Raw genomic sequence first — 19191 nt, 5'->3', positions numbered from 1 at the left:
GCGAGAACACGGTACCGATTTGATTCCGTCCGGAAACGCGTCGATCAGCAGCCTGCGCGTGCTCGACTACCTCGAGTGGCCCTCGCTGTTCGCCCGTAGCGGGACCGGAACCGCCCTCGACCACCTCGCTCGGGACTCGACCCAGCGTCGACGCTCGGCGAGCGGGCTCGCGAGTACCCACCGCCTCGAGCGAGTCGGAGCACGACTGTACAGGCGGTACCGCCGCCTCCGTGACCAGTACCGGTAGGCGCGAACTAAATGACAGTGGCAATGAGTATCACATTTATTTATCGATATATTGCCGAGCATAGAACACAAACTTGTTATATACCAGTGACGAACCGATCTACCAGAACGGAATGAATCGTAAGCCAACTAATTCTGGTGACAACGCGAGTCGCCGATCCGTTTTAGCCGCAGGTGCGTCCGGTCTCGCCCTCCTGACCAGCGGCTGTATCGACCGCGTTGGAAGCGTTGTCGGCCAGGATGTCACAGACCGCCTTGCCCTCTCCATCACGACGGTCCCCGCAGACAGCGACAGAGAAGCCGTACGGATCGCCCGCCATCTCGAGGCCAACCTCGAGGCCGTCGGCGCCGACGTCTCCATCGACATGCGGTCGCCCTCCGAGTTCCTGGAGACGATCCTGATCGACCACGATTTCGACCTCTACGTCGGTCGCCACCCAGGTGGCTTCGATCCGGACTTCCTCTACGGTGCCCTCCACTCCAAGTACGCCGACGAGTCCGGCTGGCAGAACCCCTTCGGGTTCGACGAGACCCAGCCCGAGATCCTGTTTGAGAACCCGTCTCCGTCCAAGAACCTGTCCGAGACCCCGCCTGGGGGGTCGTCTATGGACGAATTACTCGAGGAGCAGCGCCGGGCGGACACCGACGACGATCGCAAAGCCGTCATCGCCGACCTGCTCGCGGAGTTGGTCGAGGAGAAGCCGTTCGACCCCATATGCTTTCCCGAAGAATACCGGGTCGCCCGGACTGAACACTTCGGCACCTGGGACGCGAACGACGAGGACGACGGAGCGAGCGACGGATACCTTCCGACGCGACACGGGTTTCTCAACCTCGACCCGGAGCCCGGCGTCGACCGGTTGCGCGCGCTCATCACGGACACGCGGGCGACGCGCAACCTGAATCCGCTCTCGGCGACGATTCGGGATCGAGGAACGATCGTCAACCTGCTGTACGACTCGCTGCTGACCGAACGCGACGGCGAACTCGTGCCCTGGCTCGCCGAGTCCGTCGAGTGGGACGACGGCAGTCTCCACATCAAGCTCCGAGAGGAGTGTCCGTTCCACGACGACGACGAGGACGAGGAGACGGACAGATACGTGACCGCCGAGGACGTCGCGTTCACCTACGAGTTCCTCGCGGACACCTCGTACGGCGAAGCCGACACCCCCTCTCCTGCACCGCGGTACCGAAGTCAGACCTCGATGATCGACGATCCGAGCACGGACATCGTCGTCGAGGACTTTCTCGAGGACGACTCCTACGAGCTCCGAATCGACGTGGCGACCAATATCGAGTCCGTCGCCAGGCGTGCGCTGACCGTTCCGATCCTCCCGAAACACCTCTGGAAGAATCAGGTCGACTCCCGCACCGAGAGCGCGGACGCTCCGCAGGGAAAGTGGGGACTCGTCACGATGAGCAACATCCCGGCTACCGGCAGCGGTCCGTTCCGCTTCCAGGACAACAGCCCGCGCGAATCGCTCACGCTCGAGCGCTTCGAGGACCACTTCACGCGGGACGACGACGACCTTCCCGACGCCGACGTCGAGTCGATCAAGTTCGGGATCGACCCCGGTAGCACCGCGGTCGAGCGCGTCGCAAACGACGGCGCAGACGTTACGGCCTCGATGCTCAGTACGCACGCGCTCAAGGGCAGACTCGAGGGCGACGAGGAGTGGCTCGACGGCGACGAGGCGTCCGAAACGAGGTGGATCGGACCACGGCAGTCGCGAATGTTCTACCACGTGGGGTTCAACACCCGGACTGAGGCGTTCAGTGACTCCAGCGTTCGACACCTCGTCTCCCGGTTGCTCGACAAGTCGTGGATCATCGAGGACGTGTTCGGCAATCACGCAGAGCCCGTCGCGGTTCCGTTGTCCGACGAGTGGGTTCCCGATGCGCTCGCGATGGACGAAGACGACGAGGATCCGGTGACGCCGTTCTTCGGATCCGACGGCGAACTCGACGTCGACGCGGCGCGGGACGCCTTCGCGACCGAGTTCCGGTACGACGATCAGGGACGGCTTCTCAGGAACGATGATACCTGAGGCGACGATACTTACCGAGGTATTGACGCAGCTCGTCGTCGTCGTTGCACTCGCACTCCTGATCTCGATTCCCCTCTTCGTCGGCCGCGAGCGACTGCTCGAGACGAAAGCAACGTGGCCTACCCGGATCCGCGTGTCCGGGCCGGCGATCGTTCTCCTGGCTATCGTGCTGGTGATCAACAGGGTTATACGCTGGCGAGCGGCGGCCATCTCCGACGAGATCGGCTACCACATGACCGAGACGTTCTACCGCTTCGAGGGAGAGTTCGTCCTGGTCTTCCAGTCGATCGCGACCGACGAGCTAACGATGTACTTCTCGGCGATCTACATCTACGGCTACACGTTCATGCTCGTCTTTCCGGTCATCGCGTACTTCGTGCTCTCGGATACCCGGATCTTCCGGCAACTGCTGACCGCGTACTCGCTCAACTACGTCATCGGGCTCAGCCTCTACCTGCTGGTCATCGCCTACGGCCCGCGAAACGTAATGCCCGAGGTGCTGGAGGTGACGATGCTGTACGACAACAGTCCCGAGTACCAGCACCTCACGCGGGAGGTCAACCAGAATACGAACGTCTTCCCGTCGCTACACACCTCGCTCGCGGCTACCGTCGCGATGTTCGCCTACACGACGCGCTCGAGCTATCCGAACTGGTTCCCCGTCGCGGTCGTGCTCGCGATCAGCGTCGCCATCTCGACGATGTACCTCGGCATCCACTGGGGGGTCGACGTCGCCGCCGGCCTCGTGCTCGCGACGACCTGTGTCGTTCTCTCGGACCGTCTCGTCGGCCGCTGGTCGCTCACGGAACTGTACGAGTCCGCGAGACATCGGCTGGCCGAGCGACGCCGTAACGGCGAGTAACGACGCAGCGCTCTACAGCGTAATACTGTTATATCGCCACAGATGAACTGAAGGTATCCACCGAATGAGCGAGCGAGAAGCCGCTTCGAGCGAGACGGCCGCCGAACGCGCCACCAGCCGACGCGCCGTCCTCGCCGGAGCGGCCGGGCTGACCGTCGCAACCAGCGGCTGCGTTCGACAGGTTCGGACCGTCGTCAACCGGGACGACGTCGAACAGCTCTCGCTCACGATCACGACCGTCCCCGCCGACGGTGACCGAGAGAGCATCCAGATAGCACGAGAGGTCGCCGCCGTCCTCGAAGCCGTCGGGGTCGACGTCTCGATCGAGATGCGCTCGAACGAGGAGTTCCTGCGGGCGGTCCTGATCAACCACGACTTCGACCTCTACGTCGGCCAGCATCCGGGCGGAACCGATCCGGACTTCCTCTACGAGGCGTTGCACTCGCTGTACGCCGACGAGTCCGGCTGGCAGAACCCCTTCGGCTTCACGAACTTGCGGATCGACGAGTTGCTCGAGGAACAGCGGCGGACGGGCGGCGACGACCGCGAGGCGGCCGTCGATGACCTGCTCGAAGAGGTCGCTCGCGAGCAGCCGTTCGTGCCGATCTGCGTCCCCGAGGAACACCGGATGGTCAGGACCGACCGCTTCGACGGCTGGAAGCGAGGACACCTGGCGACCCGACTCGGCTATCTCGGTCTCGAGACGCGCGGGGACACCGAGCGGCTGCGCGCCGTCCACCTGGACGCGCGTCCGTCACAGAACATCAATCCGCTCACGGCCGAGTACCGCGATCACGACCCTGTTATCGATCTGCTGTACGACTCGCTGGCGACCGAACGCGACGGCGAACTCGAGCCCTGGCTCGCCGAGTCCGTCGAGTGGGACGACGGAACGCTTCAGGTGCGGCTTCGCGAGGACTGCTCCTTCCACGACGGTGAACGGCTCACCGCCGCCGACGTCGACTTTACCTACCGGCTCCTGCAGGACACTGAACTCGGCAGCGGCGAGAGCCCGTCGCCGCCACCCCAGTATCGGGGACTGGCGGCGGCCGTCGAGGAGGTAAACGTGCAGGGCGACCACGAACTCGAACTCGCCGTCGAGACGGGCGAGGCCGTCGCCGAGCGCGCGCTGACGGTACCGGTTCTCCCCGAGCACGTCTGGTCGGAGCGGGCGATCCAGGCGGACGTCCCCGGCGTTCGCGTCGCACAGGGTGCGACCGAGGCGATCACCACGGATAACGTCCCGCCGATCGGTAGCGGCCCGTTCCGCTTCGGGAGCCGAACCGAGCGCGAACACCTCACGCTCGAGCGCTACGAGGATCACTTCACGCTCCGGGACGACGTCGACCTCCCGGCGCCGACCGTCGAGGAGCTCCGGATCCAGATCGATCCGCGGAGCACGTCGGCGATTCAGCTCGTCTCCACGGACGACGCGGACGTCACGAGTTCGACCCTCGAGACGTACGTCCTCGACGATATCGAGGCGGAGGACGACGTGGCGGTGCTCGAGTCAGCCTCGTGGACGTTCTACCACGTCGGGTTCAACGCGCGACGGGCACCGTTCGGCAATCCGCGGTTCCGCCGGGCCGTCGCCGGCCTGATCGACAAGGCCTGGCTGGTCGAGGACGTGTTCCACGGCTACGCCGATCCGACCGCGACCCCCGTGACCGACGAGTGGACGCCCGACGACCTCGCTTGGAACGGCGAGGATCCGGTCACGCCGTTTCTCGGATCCGACGGTGACCTGGACGTCGGCGCCGCCAGGGAGGCGTTCGAGGACGCTGGCTTCCGGTACGGCGACGGAACCCTCCGGGTGAGACGCTGAATGCTGGCCCAGGTACTTGTTCAGTTGGTCGTCGTCATCACCCTCATGACGCTCGCCGGAATCGTCCTCTTCGTCGGTCGCTACCGGCTTCGGGAGACCCGCTTCGAGTGGAAAGACCGACTGCGCGCGGCCGCGCCGATCACCCTGCTTCTCGCGACCGTGTTGCTCGGCAACAGCGCAGCCAGACACTTCGTCCCCGATTTCTCGTGGATGATCGGCTGGAACCTCACGGGGCCGATTTACGAGATCGAAGGTCAGTTCATCCTCTGGCTCCAGTCCCAGGCGACGCCAGCGGTGACGGCGTACTTCTCCTTCATCTACATCTACGGCTACGTCTTCCTGCTCGTCTTCCCCGTCGTCGCCTACTTCGCGCTGTCGAACACCCGACCGCTGCGAGAGCTGCTGACGGCGTACACGCTCAACTACACGCTCGGGCTGGTGCTGTACGTCTTCGTCATCGCCTACGGACCGCGCAACGTAATGCCCGAACTCGTCGAGGCGCTCATGTACGACACGTACCCGAAGTACCAGCACCTCACCCGCCAGGTCAACCGCAACACGAACGTCTTCCCGTCGCTACACACCTCGCTCGCGGCCACCGTCGGCATCCTCGCCTACCGGACGCGGGACGTCTACCCGCGCTGGTATCCCGTCGCAGGCCTGCTGGCGATCAGCGTCGCCATCTCGACGATGTACCTGGGGATCCACTGGGCGATCGACGTCCTCGCCGGGATCGTCCTCGCGTACGTCTGCGTCGAACTCTCGCGGGTGCTCGTCGGCCGCTGGTCGCTCTCTGAGCGAGTGAACCTCGAGCGGTGGGTGCCCTCGATTCGTCGGCAGTAAGCGCCACTTCTCGAGCCGACGCATTTACGCGACGGCGGAGACCGTTCGGGGGAACGCTCGAGCGGGTCGCCGCCCTTACCGACACCTACCTGGCGACCGTCAACGGCGTCGCCTACACCGTCCGAACCTGGCGCGATCGGTGGGTGTGACGCGGCGGTCGGATGGACGTCGTCTTTCCCGGCGCGACGGGGTAGGAACCGGGTGACGGGGACCATCCCGTCTCGAGTATCGGGTTTCCGTTCTACGGCGGGTTCCGACTCGGCCGGCCGCGCGTTCCGCGGACCCTCCCCCGCGTCGACGTCGTCCACGCCCGTACGCCGGTTCTACGACCGCGCCGACCTCGTGCTCGTCCCGTCGGCGAAATCGGGCTGCATCACCCGCCGGGTCGCCCGGCGGCGTTTGCAGACGCGATCGAGCGCGTCCTCGACGAGTCGGCCCCGTTCGCGGAGCGCTGTCTCGAGCGGCGAACGTCGATCGGGGTCGACCGCTCGGTCGATCGATTCCGGCAGGTGTGCGCGCCGCTCGCAGACTGAGAGCGAGCGGCAAAAAACGAAGGATGTGCGTTAGTTGTCCTCGAGCGCGTCGGCGATGCGCTTGATCGCGCGGGTCTGATCGCGCATCTCGTCGCGAAGCTGTCGGACTTCGCGGACGAGTTCCTCGTTGCTCTCCTCCTGGCCGCGGCCGCCCGGTCCGCCGGGACCGCCGGGGCCGCCGCCCATCATGCCGCCCATCATCTGCGCGAACGGGTTGCCGCCACCGCCGCCCATGCCGCCGGGACCGCCGCCGCCACCGCCGAACGGACTCTCCGGCGGCTCGCCCTCGCCTTCGCCCTCTTCGGCTCGCTTTTCGCGGATCTCCTCGACCCGCTCACGGAACGATTTCTCTTCACCGTCGCCGTTGTCGCCGTTGTCGCCGTTTGCTTCGTTTTCGTCCGTCATAGGTCCGAGTTCACGATCACCGGGGAAAAGGATTGCCATGTCACGACTTTACGCTGCAGCGATCCGGCGTTTCGTTTCAGCCGAACGATCCGAGCGAGGACTGGAGGCTCCGATCCGTCCTCCCCTCCTCGAGGTCGTAGCCGACGAGGTCGCGCATGTCGACGGCGTAAGTCGTGCCGCCGGTCTCGAGGACGAGCAGCCGTCCCTTGACGCCGACGACCGTCCCCGAGGCGATCGTCTCGCGAACCGGACGGGCGTCGAGTTCGAGTCCGTACTCGAGGTCGAACCGCTCGACGACGTCGAACCGCTCGAGGACCCTCTCCCAGGCCGGTTCGTCGACGGTGCTCGAAAGCGACGCGACCTTCGACCCGGTTCGGACCCGGTCGACCAGCCACTCGGCGATCTCGCTCTCGAGTTCTCGGGCGATCCGGCCGTTCGAGACCGTGTGGACGTGGGCCGCTCGATCGGCGCCCTGCTCGCGGAGCCGCGTCTCGAGGCGCCGGTGCTTGGTGACGCCGACCTTGAACGTGTCCGGCGCGAACGCGGAGATGTAGACGGCGTGCTCCTCGTAACAGTCCATCTCGTCCTTCAGACAGGTGCCCGTACAGCGGGCACAGACCCACGTGCTCGTGTGGTACTCGCAGTAGGGCGCGGCCGGACGATCGCAGGAAACGTGCTTGCCGTCGTCGATAACGCCGGCACAGTGGCGCGAACCCAGCGAATAGGAGAGCGTGTCTCCGGACTCGAGGGCGCGGCGCTCCACCGCGTCGCCGCCGCTCAGGAGCAGCGCCGACCCCCGTCCGCTCGGTTCGTAGCCGACCAGTTGCACGCGGCGGAGTTAGCGACGAGCGCAAATATGCGTACTGTTCCGGAGCGGCGCTACCGCGCGAACACCAGTCCGTAGTGGTGCGGCAGGAGGTCGACCGCCCGTTCGAACGCGAGGTCGGTGCGCTCGAGAACGCTCTCGCGCGTCTCGTCGACCCCGACACGGAGGTCGGTCGGAGGGCCGCGGGGCTCGCCGTCGACGGTCGTCTCCGCTCGAGGACGATCCCGCCAGTTGACGACGACGAACGTTCCGCCGGGCCGGAGCGAAGCGGACGCGGCCTCGAGGACCGTCTCCCGGTCGTCGATGCCGTGAAACGCGTTCGCCAGCAGGACGGTATCGACCGGCTCGGGAAGTATCCGGTCGAGTTCGCGGGCGTCGCCGCGCACCGTCCGGACGTTCTCGATCTCTTGCTGGGCCGCGAGTTCCTCGAGTTCAGCGAGCAGCGACTCGTCGAGGTCGACGGCGTACACCGGCCCCGGCTCGGTGATCCGGGCGGCCGGGAGCGCGAAGTAGCCGTTGCCCGAACCGACCTCCGCGAGCGTCCTCCCGCGATCGACGCCGAGTCGGCGAAGCGTCGCACCCGGCGTCGGCCAGAGCTTGCCCCACCAGTCCCAGTCGGGCTGGCGCGTGTTTCGGAAGCGGTCCATGCCGACTACTCCCGGTCAGCGTACGATACGGTTTTGATCTCCAGTTCGGAGACGCGCCATCGTGGACGGGCAGCCGGGTGGAACGTCGCGATTCGTTCCGGACGAAGAACTATACGCTCCACTCGCGAATCTCCGTGCATGGCACTCGAGGGGACGCTCGAGGCGACGGTATCGTCGGGGACGCCGGGATCGGACGCGGTGACGTTCGCGTTCACCGTCACCAACACCGGCTCCGAGCCGGTCGAACTGCAGTTCTCGGACGCCTGCAAGGCGGAGTTCGTCGTCGAGGACGAGGGCCGGGAGGTCTGGCGCTACACCGACGGTCGAATGTTCGCCCAGATGATCAGCTCCGAGCGGATCGCACCCGGCGAGGAAGCGACCTACGAGGCCGAGTGGGAGGACCCGCGGTCGGGCGAGTACACCGCGGTAGCCGAGTTGCACGCCCAGGAGGCAATCTGTGAAGCCCGGACTGACGTCTCGGTTCCGTAGCAGTCGGTTGTGGTCCAGGACTCAGGAGTCGATTCCGTATGTCGCTGTGTGTACCGAACAGCGTGCTTGAAAGGGGGTAACTGAACGAAGTGCCCTGCTATCGTTAGGGTGTCATAGAACGATTCACACGGTAGTAGATTTCGGCGGATTTGTAGTGAACGTGCTGTTAGGTGCAATGTGCGTATGTACCATCAGGAGCGCGTTGTTACGTCACTCCGAAGACGACACGTCCTCACACGCCCCCAGTGCCATCAATAGTAGAGAAGTCGGAAACTACGACTCGTTCGAGGGGTTGTAAATGGAACGTATAAGAACTCAAATCGGTCGTATACGACATTAAACCCCGATTCCTGTCTGGTTTGGGGGAACTGTTTTACCACCTCGTAGTTTTGCTCATCTATGACTGGCGAACCTGACCCGAGTGAGGAAGTAACGTCCGACGCGTCCGCGTCATCGGAAAACCAACTGCCATCGGTCGATATTTTGGAAATCGAACCGGTGTACGAGGCATTGGGGCACCCCCGACGGCGCTACCTGTGCTACACCCTTCTCGAAGACACCGAATGGTCACTAAGCGACTTGGCGACGAAAATCGCCGCGTGGGAGAACGACGTTCCCGAACACGAAGTAACGGAAAACCATCACGAAGGGGTGTACGTCTCGCTGTACCACGCCCACGTCCCGAAGTTGGTGGATGAAGGCGTGATTACGTTCGGTGAGGCGACCGAGACGATTACGACCGCCGAACACGCCGAACAGGTCATGACCGCTCTCGAAGGAATTGGTGCCAGCCTCGACGCTAATCAGGAAACGCACGCTCGGAGTGAGATGGATGAGCAAGAAGACTGACGAAGGAATCATGGACGGAGACGACCCCACCAGTGGTGCCGACACGCACTGGTCACAGGTAGCACAACGCCACTACGAACCCAACGGACGGGGAGAACTCACGACCGCAATCGTGTACGCAATCGCAGAGGGTAATGGCGTGTCTCCGACCGAGGTGAAGTCGCCACCGTTGTACAAGTGCGTAGACGCGGCGGCCCTCGAAGACGCGTTCTTCGGGCCAGACGTAGCCGGTGATTCTCGGCAGGGTGTCGGCACTGTCGAGTTTCAGTACACCAATTACCTCGTGGAAATCCGGAGCGACGGGTGGATTCAGGTGTACGAGCCGACCGAAGCAGACCTGTCGTAGAAAGCCACTCTGCAGCCACTACGTCCTCGCACGCCAGACATTCGGCCGCTCAATGTTCTCCCTGTACTTACCGTTCGTCGGGTAGTCGTAGAGAGGGTATGCGAACTGTTCTATGACACGCTCTGCTATCGTGGCAACACGGGATCGCCACGCCCTCCCCAGCCGATTCGCTCGTTCACGTTCGCTCACTCACTCATCCCTCGCACGATGTCGTCGACCGTCCTCACTCGCGCTCGGACGGTCGACAGCACGCGCCACCGCACGGAGTAAATCAGTACAACGCGATGCGTTTCTTCCCGATACGTAACAGTAGTTTCACTCTGAACAGCGAGTCCGCGCTACCATCGATTGGGGAACCGGCGAGGTGTGCCGTTCGATGCAGACCGTCGGCGACGCGGGCCGCCAGCGAAGTCCCTAAACCGTCCCCCTCCTAACGGCCGCGTATGCAAGCGCTGGTCATCGCGGCGCACGGATCGCACCTGAATCCGGACGCCTCGGATCCGACCTACGCCCACGCGGACACCGTCCGCGAGACGGGCGCGTTCGACGAGGTCCGCGAGGCGTTCTGGAAGGAGGAACCGCACTTCCGCGAGGTGATCCGCACCCTCGAGTCCGACGAGGTGTTCGTCGTTCCGCTGTTCATCAGCGAGGGCTACTTCACCGAGCAGGTGATCCCGCGGGAACTGCGACTCGAGGACTGGGACCCCGAGAAGTGGGAGTCCGACGGCACCGACGCCTCGCAAGTAACGCTCGAGGCGACCGACGTCGGGAAGACGATCCACTACTGCGGACCGGTCGGCACTCACGACGCGATGACGGACGTCATCGTCCAGCGCGCCGAGAGCATCACCGAGGACCCCGAGGTCGGCGAGGGGTTCGGACTGGCGGTCGTCGGCCACGGCACCGAGCGCAACGAGAACTCCGCGAAGGCGGTCGAGTACCACACCGAGCGCATCCGCGAACAGGACCGGTTCGACGAGGTGAAGGCCCTGTTCATGGACGAAGAGCCGGAGGTCGACGACGTTACGGACTTCTTCGAGACGGACGATATCGTCGTCGTTCCGCTGTTCATCGCCGACGGCTACCACACCCAGGAGGACATCCCCGAGGACGTGGGACTGACCGAGGACTACCGACTGGGGTGGAACGTCCCCGCGGAAGTCGAGGGCCACCGGATCTGGTACGCCGGCGCCGTCGGCACCGAGGGGCTGATGGCCGACGTCATCCTCGAGCGGGCGGCCGACGCCGGCGCGGATCTCGGCGACGCGATCGAACGAGTCAGAGCGGCGACGGCGGTCGGAACCGACGAGGTCCGGCGCGAGACGGAACCGGGCACGGGAGCGGGTGACTGACCGTGGCGGAATCAGCGGATCTCGAGCCCCTGCTCGCTGCGGCGGCGGAAGAAGGCGAAGTCGCGTTCGACGGGCTCCGACTCGAGCGCGCGGACGACGAGTACGCGCTCGAGACGTCCGAGACGGACCGGACCGGACTCGACGAGGCGGCGCTGCGCGACGCGCTCGAGCCGCTCGAGGCGTACGTCTCGAACTGGCGGTACTGGCAGCACGAGATCGGCGGCGACGGGACCGCGCGCCGGGCCTTCCTCCGGTGGTGTGAACGGGCGCCGATCGCCGACGCCGAGCGGATCGACCACCGATCCCTGGACGAACCGACGCTCGACGTCCCGGAACGGTACGACGCGCTCGCGGACGGCATCGACCGGGAGTGGGGACAGCTGTGTATCACCACACGGTTCGTCGACGTCGAGCGACCGAACGGCGAGCGCGTCTACGACCTCTGGCACGTCGACGACGCCGGGAGCGACCTCGCAGACCTCGAGGTCTACGACGATCCGCGCGACGCGCGAGCGCTAGCGACCGAGGACGAGGACGGCCGCTACCGGCCGCTGAAGACGGCGCCGACGCTGCGGTCGGGCTGGGCTTTCACGGGACTCTCCGGCCGGGGACTCGTCGACGCGGTCGAGTTCTTCTACCCGGCGACGGTCGCCAACTGGCACCGCGAACTGCGCGACGAACTCGACGTCGATCACTGGCTCGAGACCGCCGAGCGCCAGAGCGGCATCTACGACGTGATCGACGAACTGCCCCGCGAGGCCGTCGACTGGATGGCCGAGGCCTGCTGCGTCGACTCGCAGTGTCTCCGTCGCCGCGAGTGGCAGTACGAGGAGGGCGACGAGCTCGACGTCGACGGCGGCGACGGCCCGTTCCCCTGCCGGGAGCCGTGCTCGCTCGTGGTCGCCGCCGCGCGCAAGTGGACCATCCTCGAGTCCGAGGAGGAGCGGACGTACGAACTCGAGTTGACGACCACCGAGTTGAACCAGCTCTCGGCGCTGATCGACGCGGTCGCGGAGGGGCGAACCGACGAGATCCGCGAAGCGGACGTTCACGACGGCGCGAACCGCTACCGGGCGCGGTACCTCCGGGCAAAACGGTTCGACGACGAGGGGGGGATCGAGGCGACAGAACAGAACAGCGAGTAAGCACGGCGGACGAGCGGTTCCCAGACTACCGGAACAGCAAGCCGAGTGCGGCGACGAATCCGAGAACGACGACCGTGAGCCCGGCCGTCGCGATCGGTCCGCCGATGGTTGCGGCCGCCGTCATCGCGATGGCGACCGCGACGAGACCGAGCGCGAGTACCGCGATCGTCGACGACTGAGCGCCGCTCGCGGCCTCGAGCCGCTCGAGCAGCGGCGGCGCGGACGGCTCGGACGGCGACCGGTTCGGCTTCGCGAGCGACTCGTCGACTTCGACGCCGGGCGGCGCTGGTTCGACGGTGATCCCGATCGACACCGACTCGGCGCCGTACCCGGTCAGGACCTCGAGCGTTCCCTCGACGGGTTCCTCGATCCCCTCCGCGTTCACGTCGATCGCCACGGGCGTCTGCGCTTCGGGCTCGACGTAGTAGTTGGATCCGACGAGCGATGCCACGCGATCGAGCGGTCCGTCGAGTCGACAGTGAACGTGTGCGGGCGAGTCGTGACCCTCGAGAATCAGCGTGAACGACTCGTCGGTTTCGAACGTACCAACGGCTGGCTCGAGCCGCTCCGGTGAGTCGCGGTTGACGTGGACGGTGACCGTTGGCTTGGGCACGGTTCGATGGCGTGGATACTCAGGCGGGTGATTCTTCGCGCATGTCCGGCGGCAGCAGGTTCGGGATCCCGTCCTCGATCGGGTATCGCTCGCCACACTCGGTGCAGACGAGAACGCCGCCGACGACCTCGTCGCCGTCGTATTCGGCGTCATCGAGTTCCAGATCGTGTTTGTCGAGTGGACAGCAGAGGATCTCCAGCAGCGACTCCTTCATAGTACTACGGGCGGACGCATCCAGCAAAAGGCTTCGGGAACGACTCCGCGAACGGAGCCGCTGACCGACCCGTCGACGGAGGATCAGTCTCGAACTGACAGTCAACAGCCGGTGAATCTTTATGCTCCAGTTGCATCTATCAGAAGAGACTCCAGTAGCATACTGCCGGCTGTGTAATGGATTCGCCGGATGGTCGCGGCGAATTTCACAAACAGTTACAGTACGCAGTATGTCACGAAAGAACGAATAAACGATGCCATCGAATCGATTTCGGAACACCGTCGATACGGTCGGGAGCCTCGTCTCCGGCCTCGACACCTGCGACACTATCGACGACGTCTACGATCACACCGTGGTGGCCGTCGAGGACCTCATCGAGTTCGACACCGCGATCATCTGTACGGCCGAAAACGGGCAGTTCGAACCCAGGGCAGTGAACGTCGACCGACTCGTTCCTGCGGCCCCGTTAGCCGCAGGCGACGGTATCGCCGGCAAGACGCTCGAGGAGGGACGAACGTTCGTCGTCGACGATCTCGAAGCCGAGCCAGCGGCTGCCCCTGCAAGCGAGTGTTTCCGATCGGTGCTCTCGATTCCGTTCGGCCACGACGGCGTCATACAGCTTCACTCACGGGAGTGCGAGGCGTTCTCGGCAGTCGACCGTCAGCTCGGTGAGTTGCTCGCAGCGATCGTGACGAACGTGCGTGCTCGGATCACCTACGAGGAGGAACTGGGACGCCAGCGAGATCGGTTCGCGGCACTGTTCGAAAACGTTCCCGACGCGGCGTTGCAGTATCGTATCGAGGACGGGACGCAACTCGTCGACGCCGTCAACTCGTCGTTCATCCGGACCTTCGGGTGCGAGGCGACCGAAGTCGTGAACGAGCCACTCGAGACGCTACTCGTCCCCGACGACGAAGATACCGAGCCGGAACTCGGGTACGCGATGGACGCGGGACGACAGACCGACATCGAGGTCGTTCGGGAGACATCGACCGGTCCGCGCCCCTTCCTGCTGCGAAACGTTCCGGTCGCCACCGGTGACGAGACGATCCGTGGATATCTGATCTACACCGATCTGACCGAGCTGAAAGATCGCGAGCGGGAACTCGAGCGCAAGAACGAGCGGCTCGACCGGTTTGCGAGCATCGTCAGTCACGACCTCCGGAACCCGTTGAACGTCGCGAACGGCTACCTCGAACTCGCGATGGACCGCCACTCGTCGACGGAACTCGAGAAGATCGAGCGTGCACACGACCGGATGGACCGGCTCATCGACGACGTTCTCACGCTGGCGCGTGACGGCGAGACCGACGGGTTCGAACGCGTCTCGGTCGAGGCGACCGCACGCGAGGCGTGGGAGAACGTTTCGACAGAACGCGCGATTCTCGAGGTCGACGTTGATCGATCGATCGAAGCCGATCGGAGTCGGCTGCTCCAGCTCTTCGAGAACCTCTTTCGGAATAGCGTCGAGCACGGCTCGACGAACTCTGTTTCGCACGCTCAGCAGGACGCCGTCGAACACGTCGGCTCGGAGATCCGTCTCCGCGTCGAGTCGCTCCCGAACGGGTTCGCCGTCGCCGACGACGGGCCGGGGATACCACCCGACGAGCGCGAGGCCGTCTTCGAGCCCGGTTACACGACCGAAGGGGAGAACACCGGTCTCGGACTCGCCATCGTCCGCCAGATCAGCGAGGCGCACGGCTGGACGGCCGATCTACGGACGGGAGAGACCGGCGGCGCTCGATTCGAGTTTACCGAGCGCCCCTCCAGAGAGATGGAGCCCGAGCCCGGCAGTGAAGCGACGGAGGGCCGTCGATGACGGTCCCGAACGACGCGGATCCCGTCTCGATCGAAGTGACAGGAACGTCGCTTCGGGCCACCGACATCGGCGGAAACTCGATCGCGTTCGATCTGACCGGCTGGGATCGCCTCTCGGATCCACACGGCTTCGACGAACCGATCGACGCCGTCGTCGCGGGTCGGGTTTCCGAGATCCGCTACGACTTTCGGAACATGGTCGATATCGCCCGACTCGACGAGCAGTCGGCCGATACCGACGCCGCGGAGACGGCGGACCGCGCGGACTGCGTCCTGGCGGCGTTCGAGGACGAACGAGTAACGCTTCCAGAGGGGGAGTACTTCTTCCGGTTCGATACGACGCTTTTCGTTCGCCTCCGGTTCGACGGTGCGGCAACGGTCTCGAACCGCCCCGGGGAGCGTCTGGAGATATCGTTTCCGCAACCGACGCCGGTGACGTTCGGTTTCAAGTCACCCGTCGATTACCCACGACACGAGGTGACCGTCGAGCCGACGACCGAAGGTATCGCCACGGGGCTCTCACACCTCTCGGCGACGATCGAGACGACGACGGCGGATCGCGTCCACCGAAACTACCGCGGCCACCCACCGTTGCTCACCCTCGGTGAGGAAACCCGCGTCCCGGAACCGGTCGCGGAGCAAACGCCGGAAACCGGGATCGAACTGCTCGTCCCGGATCGGCTGGCAGCGCTCTTTCTCGGCGCGCCGCTCGCGTACTACCTGGGAGCACGCCTGCGTCCGACCGACGCGACTGCGCCGCTCCTCCGCGCGCCGTCGGTCGATCTTCACTACGAGTTCGACGGGTTGGCACAGTTCGAGCGGGCCGCACCGGACCTCCTTCGTCGGGTGTTCTTTCTGGACCAGATGGCCTCCTGGAACGATCCGGGCAGCCCGACGACCCACGAGTTCGAGCGTCTCGAGGCCGCCGGCGTCGACCTCGATCACTGCGCGGACGGGACGGCCGCCGAGCGTCTGGCGGCCTATCTGGAGTTCCCCACGGATCCCATCGACGACGTCCTGCCGGAGTGGCCGTACGTGATGACCGTCGAACCGTCGGTCTCGAACGTGACCTCGCTCCCACATCTGCTCTACGACCTCGCTGCGATCGTGCTGCCTCCGGAACGCGCATTCGACCCCGAGAGCACCACGCGCCCCGCACCTGAACCCGAGTCGACCCCGGTCACCGAGCTAAGTCGGTGTCGGACGGCTCGGGGCACCCTCGGAGACGTCGAAGACGCCCCGGGCTTCTCGGCGCTACGGCGAGCCTACGAGAATCGGCTGGCGCATCTCGAGCAGAACCGGGTTGGACGAACCGTCATCGTCGTCTTTGCCGGGGAACGGGACGCCGACCGGCGTGCAGTCGCCGAACAGTACGTGGGACGGTCCGTTCCCTCCTCGACGACGGTCCGCCGACTCGACGCCCCGACGTGCGACGAACTCGCCGCCGCGTTCCGAAGCGGCGGCGACTTCCTCCACTACGTCGGGCGCTGCGAGGACGGCGGATTGGTGTGTCAGGACGGAGTACTCGACTCCGCCGACCTTCGCGAGAACGACGTACAGCTGTTCCAGCTCGATGCGCCGGACTCTCGAGCGGCCGGCGTCGGACTGGTCGAGTCGGGGAGCATCGCCGGCGTCGTGAGAACCGAATCGGAGTCGACCCCGGAAGAGTCGCCTCCGGCGGTCTCGACGACGATCGGGAAACTGGTGCTAAGCGGGCAGTCTCTGGCCGCCGCACACACGTGCGCCGTCTGCGGAGAAGACGGACGGGGTCTCGTCGTCGGTGATGGAACCCATCGGTTCGTGGCGAAATGGCAGCCCTCGTCGGTACACGTGTTACAGTCGACTGGAAATGGAAGCGTAGAGGTGACGGTCGTGCCGTTCCCGGTCGATCCGGTCGGTGCCTACTGGCTGCAGGACTGGTCGGACGCGAAACACCTGACTTCGACGCCGATCGCGTTCGACGTTTCACCGGACGAACTCAACAGGTACCTCTCGTTCAGCAATCGGCCGATCTTCTACGACGGTCGGTTTTACTGGATGGACGAACGGAAACAGCTGGTTTACCCCGTCTCGTAGCGGTCGAGGGGTTCGACTACTCGTAGGGGTTTTCGACGACGACGGTTTCCTCGCGGCCGGGTCCGACGCCGACCGCGTAGATCGACGCTTCGAGTTCGTCGGCGACGTACTCGAGGTAGGTCCGAGCGTTCTCGGGGATCGCCTCGTACCCCTCGGCAGCGACGTCGGCCCAGTCGACCTCGGGCCAGCCGTCGAAGCGCTCGAACGTCGCCTCACAGTCGCCCCACTTCTCGGTCGTCGGCGGCATCGTGTACACCGTCTCGCCTTCGAGCTCGTAGCTGTGACCGACCTTTACCTCCTCGAGGCCGGCGAGCACGTCGATGTGGTTGATCGCGAGTCCGGTGAAGCCGTTCGCGCGCGCGGCGTGGCGCAGCATCGGCATGTCGAGCCAGCCGACCCGCCGGGGGCGGCCGGTTACGGTTCCGTACTCGCCACCCTCGTCGCGGATGTACGTCGCGAGTTCCTCCTCGTCCGCATCTGCGTTCGCCTCGGGATCGTATTCCGGCGTCTGTCCCTCGACGCCGCCGAGTTCGGTCGGGAGCGGCCCCGTTCCGACCCGCGAGAGGTAGGCCTTGACGATGCCGATGACCTCGCCCTGCCCGACGACGGTCGGGCCGAGCCCCGTGCCGACGGTCGCGCCGCCGGCGGTCGGGTTCGAGGAGGTGACGTAGGGGTAGATGCCGTGATCGATGTCGATCGAGGTGCCCTGCGCGCCCTCGAGCATGACGTTGTCGCCGCCGTCGATCTGTTCCTGCAGGAAGGTCCCGCAGTCGACGGTCATCTCTTCCTCGGCGAGTCGCTCCCCGTACTCCCGATAGGTTTCGTAGAGGTGGTCGATGTCGAACTCCTCGCCGGTCTCCTTCCCGAAGACGTCCTCGGCGAGAGCCTTCTTCTGGGGGATGACGTACTCGAGGCGTTCGCGGAGGACGTCGGGGTCGAGCAGGTCGCCGACCCGGATGCCGCGACGGCCGGCCTTGTCCTCGTAGGTCGGACCGATGCCGCGCTTGGTCGTCCCGGCCGCGAGATCCTCCTTCTCGTCTTCCTCGATACCGTCGAGGACGCGGTGGTACGGGAGGATCACGTGTGCGCGCTCGGCCACGCGAACGTCGGGGTCGAGTCCTTTGTCGTGAAGGGTGTCGATTTCCTCGAACAGCGTCTCCGGGTTGACGACGCAGCCGTTGCCGAGCACGCCGACCTTGCCCCGGACGGCACCGGACGGAACGAGCGACAGTTTGTACTTCTCGCCGTCGTGAACGACGGTATGTCCTGCGTTGTCGCCACCCTGATACCGGGCGACGACGTCGGCGGCGTCGCCGTAGAGGTCGACGACGCCACCCTTGCCTTCGTCGCCGAGTTGCGACCCGACGATTGTGACGGTCATAACAGCGGCGGATTCTTGCCCAGCCGATAAACAGATTACGGTATGACGGGGGAAATCCACCGCCGAATACTCACGAACGTGAACACCATCCCCCGTCACCTCGGCGTTATGGGCGACGACGAGACCACTTCCGTGCAGCGAGACCGGTGGACGCCGCCGACCGACACGCGCTATCGCTACGGAACGATTGACCCATCAGCGGTTTTCAACGATCGTTAGCGTGAAATCTCCGGGATCGGAAGCGTTAACTACTGACAGGAATTGGCACACAGTTGAGCGTGGTCGTTTCATTCGCAGAGAGTAACTTTTAAAGGGCCCAAAGACAAGTTAACAAATGCCATGATAGACCGACTAGAGAAGGAAGTCGATATGCTGGAACGACATCTGCAGGTCCTGAAGATGGTCATCGAAAACGAACCCATCGGTATCGTCAAGATGTCGAACGAGACGGGATACCCCCACCACAAGGTCCGCTACTCGCTGCGCGTCCTCGAGGAGGAGAACCTCATCGAACCCTCGAGTCAGGGCGCGATCAAGACCGAGCGCACCGCCGAGTTCGTCGACGAACTCGACGGTAAGATCGACAACATCGTCGGCAAGCTCGACGGCATGAAGATCGAAGACGTCGCAGAAATCGAAGGGTAGTCTCTCTTTCTCGCCGTCCGCCGCCGTC

20 protein-coding genes are annotated in these 19191 nt (G+C 64.9%); 14 read left to right on the top strand and 6 right to left on the bottom strand.

Annotated features, from left to right (window positions below; all coding sequences use genetic code 11):
* Nucleotides 1-19: 19 nt before the first annotated feature.
* From NED97_RS05640 to NED97_RS05615, 6 genes are all read left to right on the top strand, one after another.
* Nucleotides 20-247 (top strand): hypothetical protein, encoded by a 228-nt coding sequence (locus tag NED97_RS05640; protein WP_252489745.1) that lies wholly within the window; start codon nucleotides 20-22, stop codon nucleotides 245-247.
* A gap of 112 nt (nucleotides 248-359) precedes the next feature.
* Nucleotides 360-2294 (top strand): ABC transporter substrate-binding protein, encoded by a 1935-nt coding sequence (locus NED97_RS05635; RefSeq protein WP_252489744.1) that lies wholly within the window; start codon nucleotides 360-362, stop codon nucleotides 2292-2294.
* Between the two features lie 7 nt (nucleotides 2295-2301).
* Nucleotides 2302-3156: a phosphatase PAP2 family protein gene (locus NED97_RS05630; RefSeq protein WP_252490576.1), complete on the top strand. Its 855-nt coding sequence runs from the start codon at nucleotides 2302-2304 to the stop codon at nucleotides 3154-3156.
* Between the two features lie 64 nt (nucleotides 3157-3220).
* Nucleotides 3221-4981 (top strand): ABC transporter substrate-binding protein, encoded by a 1761-nt coding sequence (locus tag NED97_RS05625; RefSeq protein WP_252489743.1) that lies wholly within the window; start codon nucleotides 3221-3223, stop codon nucleotides 4979-4981.
* On the top strand, nucleotides 4982-5824 hold the full coding sequence (locus tag NED97_RS05620) for a phosphatase PAP2 family protein (protein WP_252489742.1): 843 nt from the start codon (nucleotides 4982-4984) through the stop codon (nucleotides 5822-5824). It abuts the gene before it with no gap.
* Nucleotides 5797-5973, top strand: a complete 177-nt coding sequence (locus NED97_RS05615) for a hypothetical protein (protein WP_252489741.1) — start codon at nucleotides 5797-5799, stop codon at nucleotides 5971-5973. The genes NED97_RS05620 and NED97_RS05615 overlap by 28 nt, the downstream gene beginning before the upstream one ends.
* A gap of 414 nt (nucleotides 5974-6387) precedes the next feature.
* Here NED97_RS05615 and NED97_RS05610 read toward each other — a convergent pair whose 3' ends face one another.
* The 3 genes from NED97_RS05610 to NED97_RS05600 form a co-directional block, all read right to left on the bottom strand.
* Entirely contained in the window at nucleotides 6388-6762 is a 375-nt protein-coding gene (locus NED97_RS05610) for a hypothetical protein (RefSeq protein WP_252489740.1), read from the bottom strand.
* A 76-nt stretch (nucleotides 6763-6838) separates the two neighbouring features.
* A complete protein-coding gene (locus NED97_RS05605; RefSeq protein ID WP_252489739.1) occupies nucleotides 6839-7591 on the bottom strand; it encodes a DUF2797 domain-containing protein in 753 nt (250 codons plus the stop codon).
* 50 nt (nucleotides 7592-7641) lie between these two features.
* Nucleotides 7642-8235 carry a class I SAM-dependent methyltransferase gene (locus tag NED97_RS05600; RefSeq protein ID WP_252489738.1) on the bottom strand — a complete coding sequence of 198 codons (594 nt, stop codon included), beginning with the start codon at nucleotides 8233-8235 and terminating at the stop codon, nucleotides 7642-7644.
* 138 nt (nucleotides 8236-8373) lie between these two features.
* Here NED97_RS05600 and NED97_RS05595 point away from each other — a divergent pair, with 138 nt between their 5' ends.
* The 5 genes from NED97_RS05595 (at nucleotide 8374) to NED97_RS05575 (ending at nucleotide 12416) form a co-directional block, all read left to right on the top strand.
* A complete protein-coding gene (locus tag NED97_RS05595) occupies nucleotides 8374-8724 on the top strand; it encodes a BsuPI-related putative proteinase inhibitor (RefSeq protein ID WP_252489737.1) in 351 nt (116 codons plus the stop codon).
* 399 nt (nucleotides 8725-9123) lie between these two features.
* The gene (locus tag NED97_RS05590) at nucleotides 9124-9573 is read left to right on the top strand and encodes a DUF7344 domain-containing protein (RefSeq protein WP_252489736.1); all 450 of its coding nucleotides are present in this window, start codon (nucleotides 9124-9126) and stop codon (nucleotides 9571-9573) included.
* Nucleotides 9557-9919, top strand: a complete 363-nt coding sequence (locus NED97_RS05585) for a HalOD1 output domain-containing protein (RefSeq protein ID WP_252489735.1) — start codon at nucleotides 9557-9559, stop codon at nucleotides 9917-9919. Before NED97_RS05590 ends, NED97_RS05585 begins: the two co-directional genes overlap by 17 nt.
* A gap of 443 nt (nucleotides 9920-10362) precedes the next feature.
* Complete coding sequence (locus NED97_RS05580; protein ID WP_252489734.1) at nucleotides 10363-11271, top strand: CbiX/SirB N-terminal domain-containing protein; 909 nt, start codon at nucleotides 10363-10365, stop codon at nucleotides 11269-11271.
* Nucleotides 11268-12416: a DR2241 family protein gene (locus NED97_RS05575; protein WP_252490575.1), complete on the top strand. Its 1149-nt coding sequence runs from the start codon at nucleotides 11268-11270 to the stop codon at nucleotides 12414-12416. The genes NED97_RS05580 and NED97_RS05575 overlap by 4 nt, the downstream gene beginning before the upstream one ends.
* 25 nt (nucleotides 12417-12441) lie before the next feature.
* Here the strand turns inward: NED97_RS05575 and NED97_RS05570 are convergent, their stop codons facing one another.
* Both NED97_RS05570 and NED97_RS05565 read right to left on the bottom strand, forming a co-directional pair.
* Nucleotides 12442-13029: a DUF7524 family protein gene (locus tag NED97_RS05570; protein ID WP_252489733.1), complete on the bottom strand. Its 588-nt coding sequence runs from the start codon at nucleotides 13027-13029 to the stop codon at nucleotides 12442-12444.
* A 19-nt stretch (nucleotides 13030-13048) separates the two neighbouring features.
* Nucleotides 13049-13243, bottom strand: coding sequence for a methytransferase partner Trm112 (locus tag NED97_RS05565; RefSeq protein ID WP_252489732.1), 195 nt, complete (start codon nucleotides 13241-13243; stop codon nucleotides 13049-13051).
* Nucleotides 13244-13496: 253 nt separating this feature from the next.
* Here NED97_RS05565 and NED97_RS05560 point away from each other — a divergent pair, with 253 nt between their 5' ends.
* Nucleotides 13497-15062 (top strand): sensor histidine kinase, encoded by a 1566-nt coding sequence (locus NED97_RS05560; protein ID WP_252489731.1) that lies wholly within the window; start codon nucleotides 13497-13499, stop codon nucleotides 15060-15062.
* On the top strand, nucleotides 15059-17137 hold the full coding sequence (locus NED97_RS05555) for a hypothetical protein (protein WP_252489730.1): 2079 nt from the start codon (nucleotides 15059-15061) through the stop codon (nucleotides 17135-17137). The genes NED97_RS05560 and NED97_RS05555 overlap by 4 nt, the downstream gene beginning before the upstream one ends.
* Nucleotides 17138-17153: 16 nt before the next feature.
* Here NED97_RS05555 and NED97_RS05550 read toward each other — a convergent pair whose 3' ends face one another.
* Nucleotides 17154-18518, bottom strand: coding sequence for an adenylosuccinate synthase (locus NED97_RS05550; RefSeq protein WP_252489729.1), 1365 nt, complete (start codon nucleotides 18516-18518; stop codon nucleotides 17154-17156).
* A 339-nt stretch (nucleotides 18519-18857) separates the two neighbouring features.
* Between NED97_RS05550 and NED97_RS05545 the strand changes: the two genes are divergently transcribed.
* Nucleotides 18858-19163, top strand: a complete 306-nt coding sequence (locus NED97_RS05545) for a hypothetical protein (RefSeq protein WP_252489728.1) — start codon at nucleotides 18858-18860, stop codon at nucleotides 19161-19163.
* Nucleotides 19164-19191: the final 28 nt, after the last annotated feature.

Source organism: Natronococcus sp. CG52, assembly GCF_023913515.1.
GTDB classification, from domain to species: Archaea; Halobacteriota; Halobacteria; order Halobacteriales; family Natrialbaceae; genus Natronococcus; species Natronococcus zhouii.
This window is presented reverse-complemented; position numbering and strand designations above follow the sequence as displayed.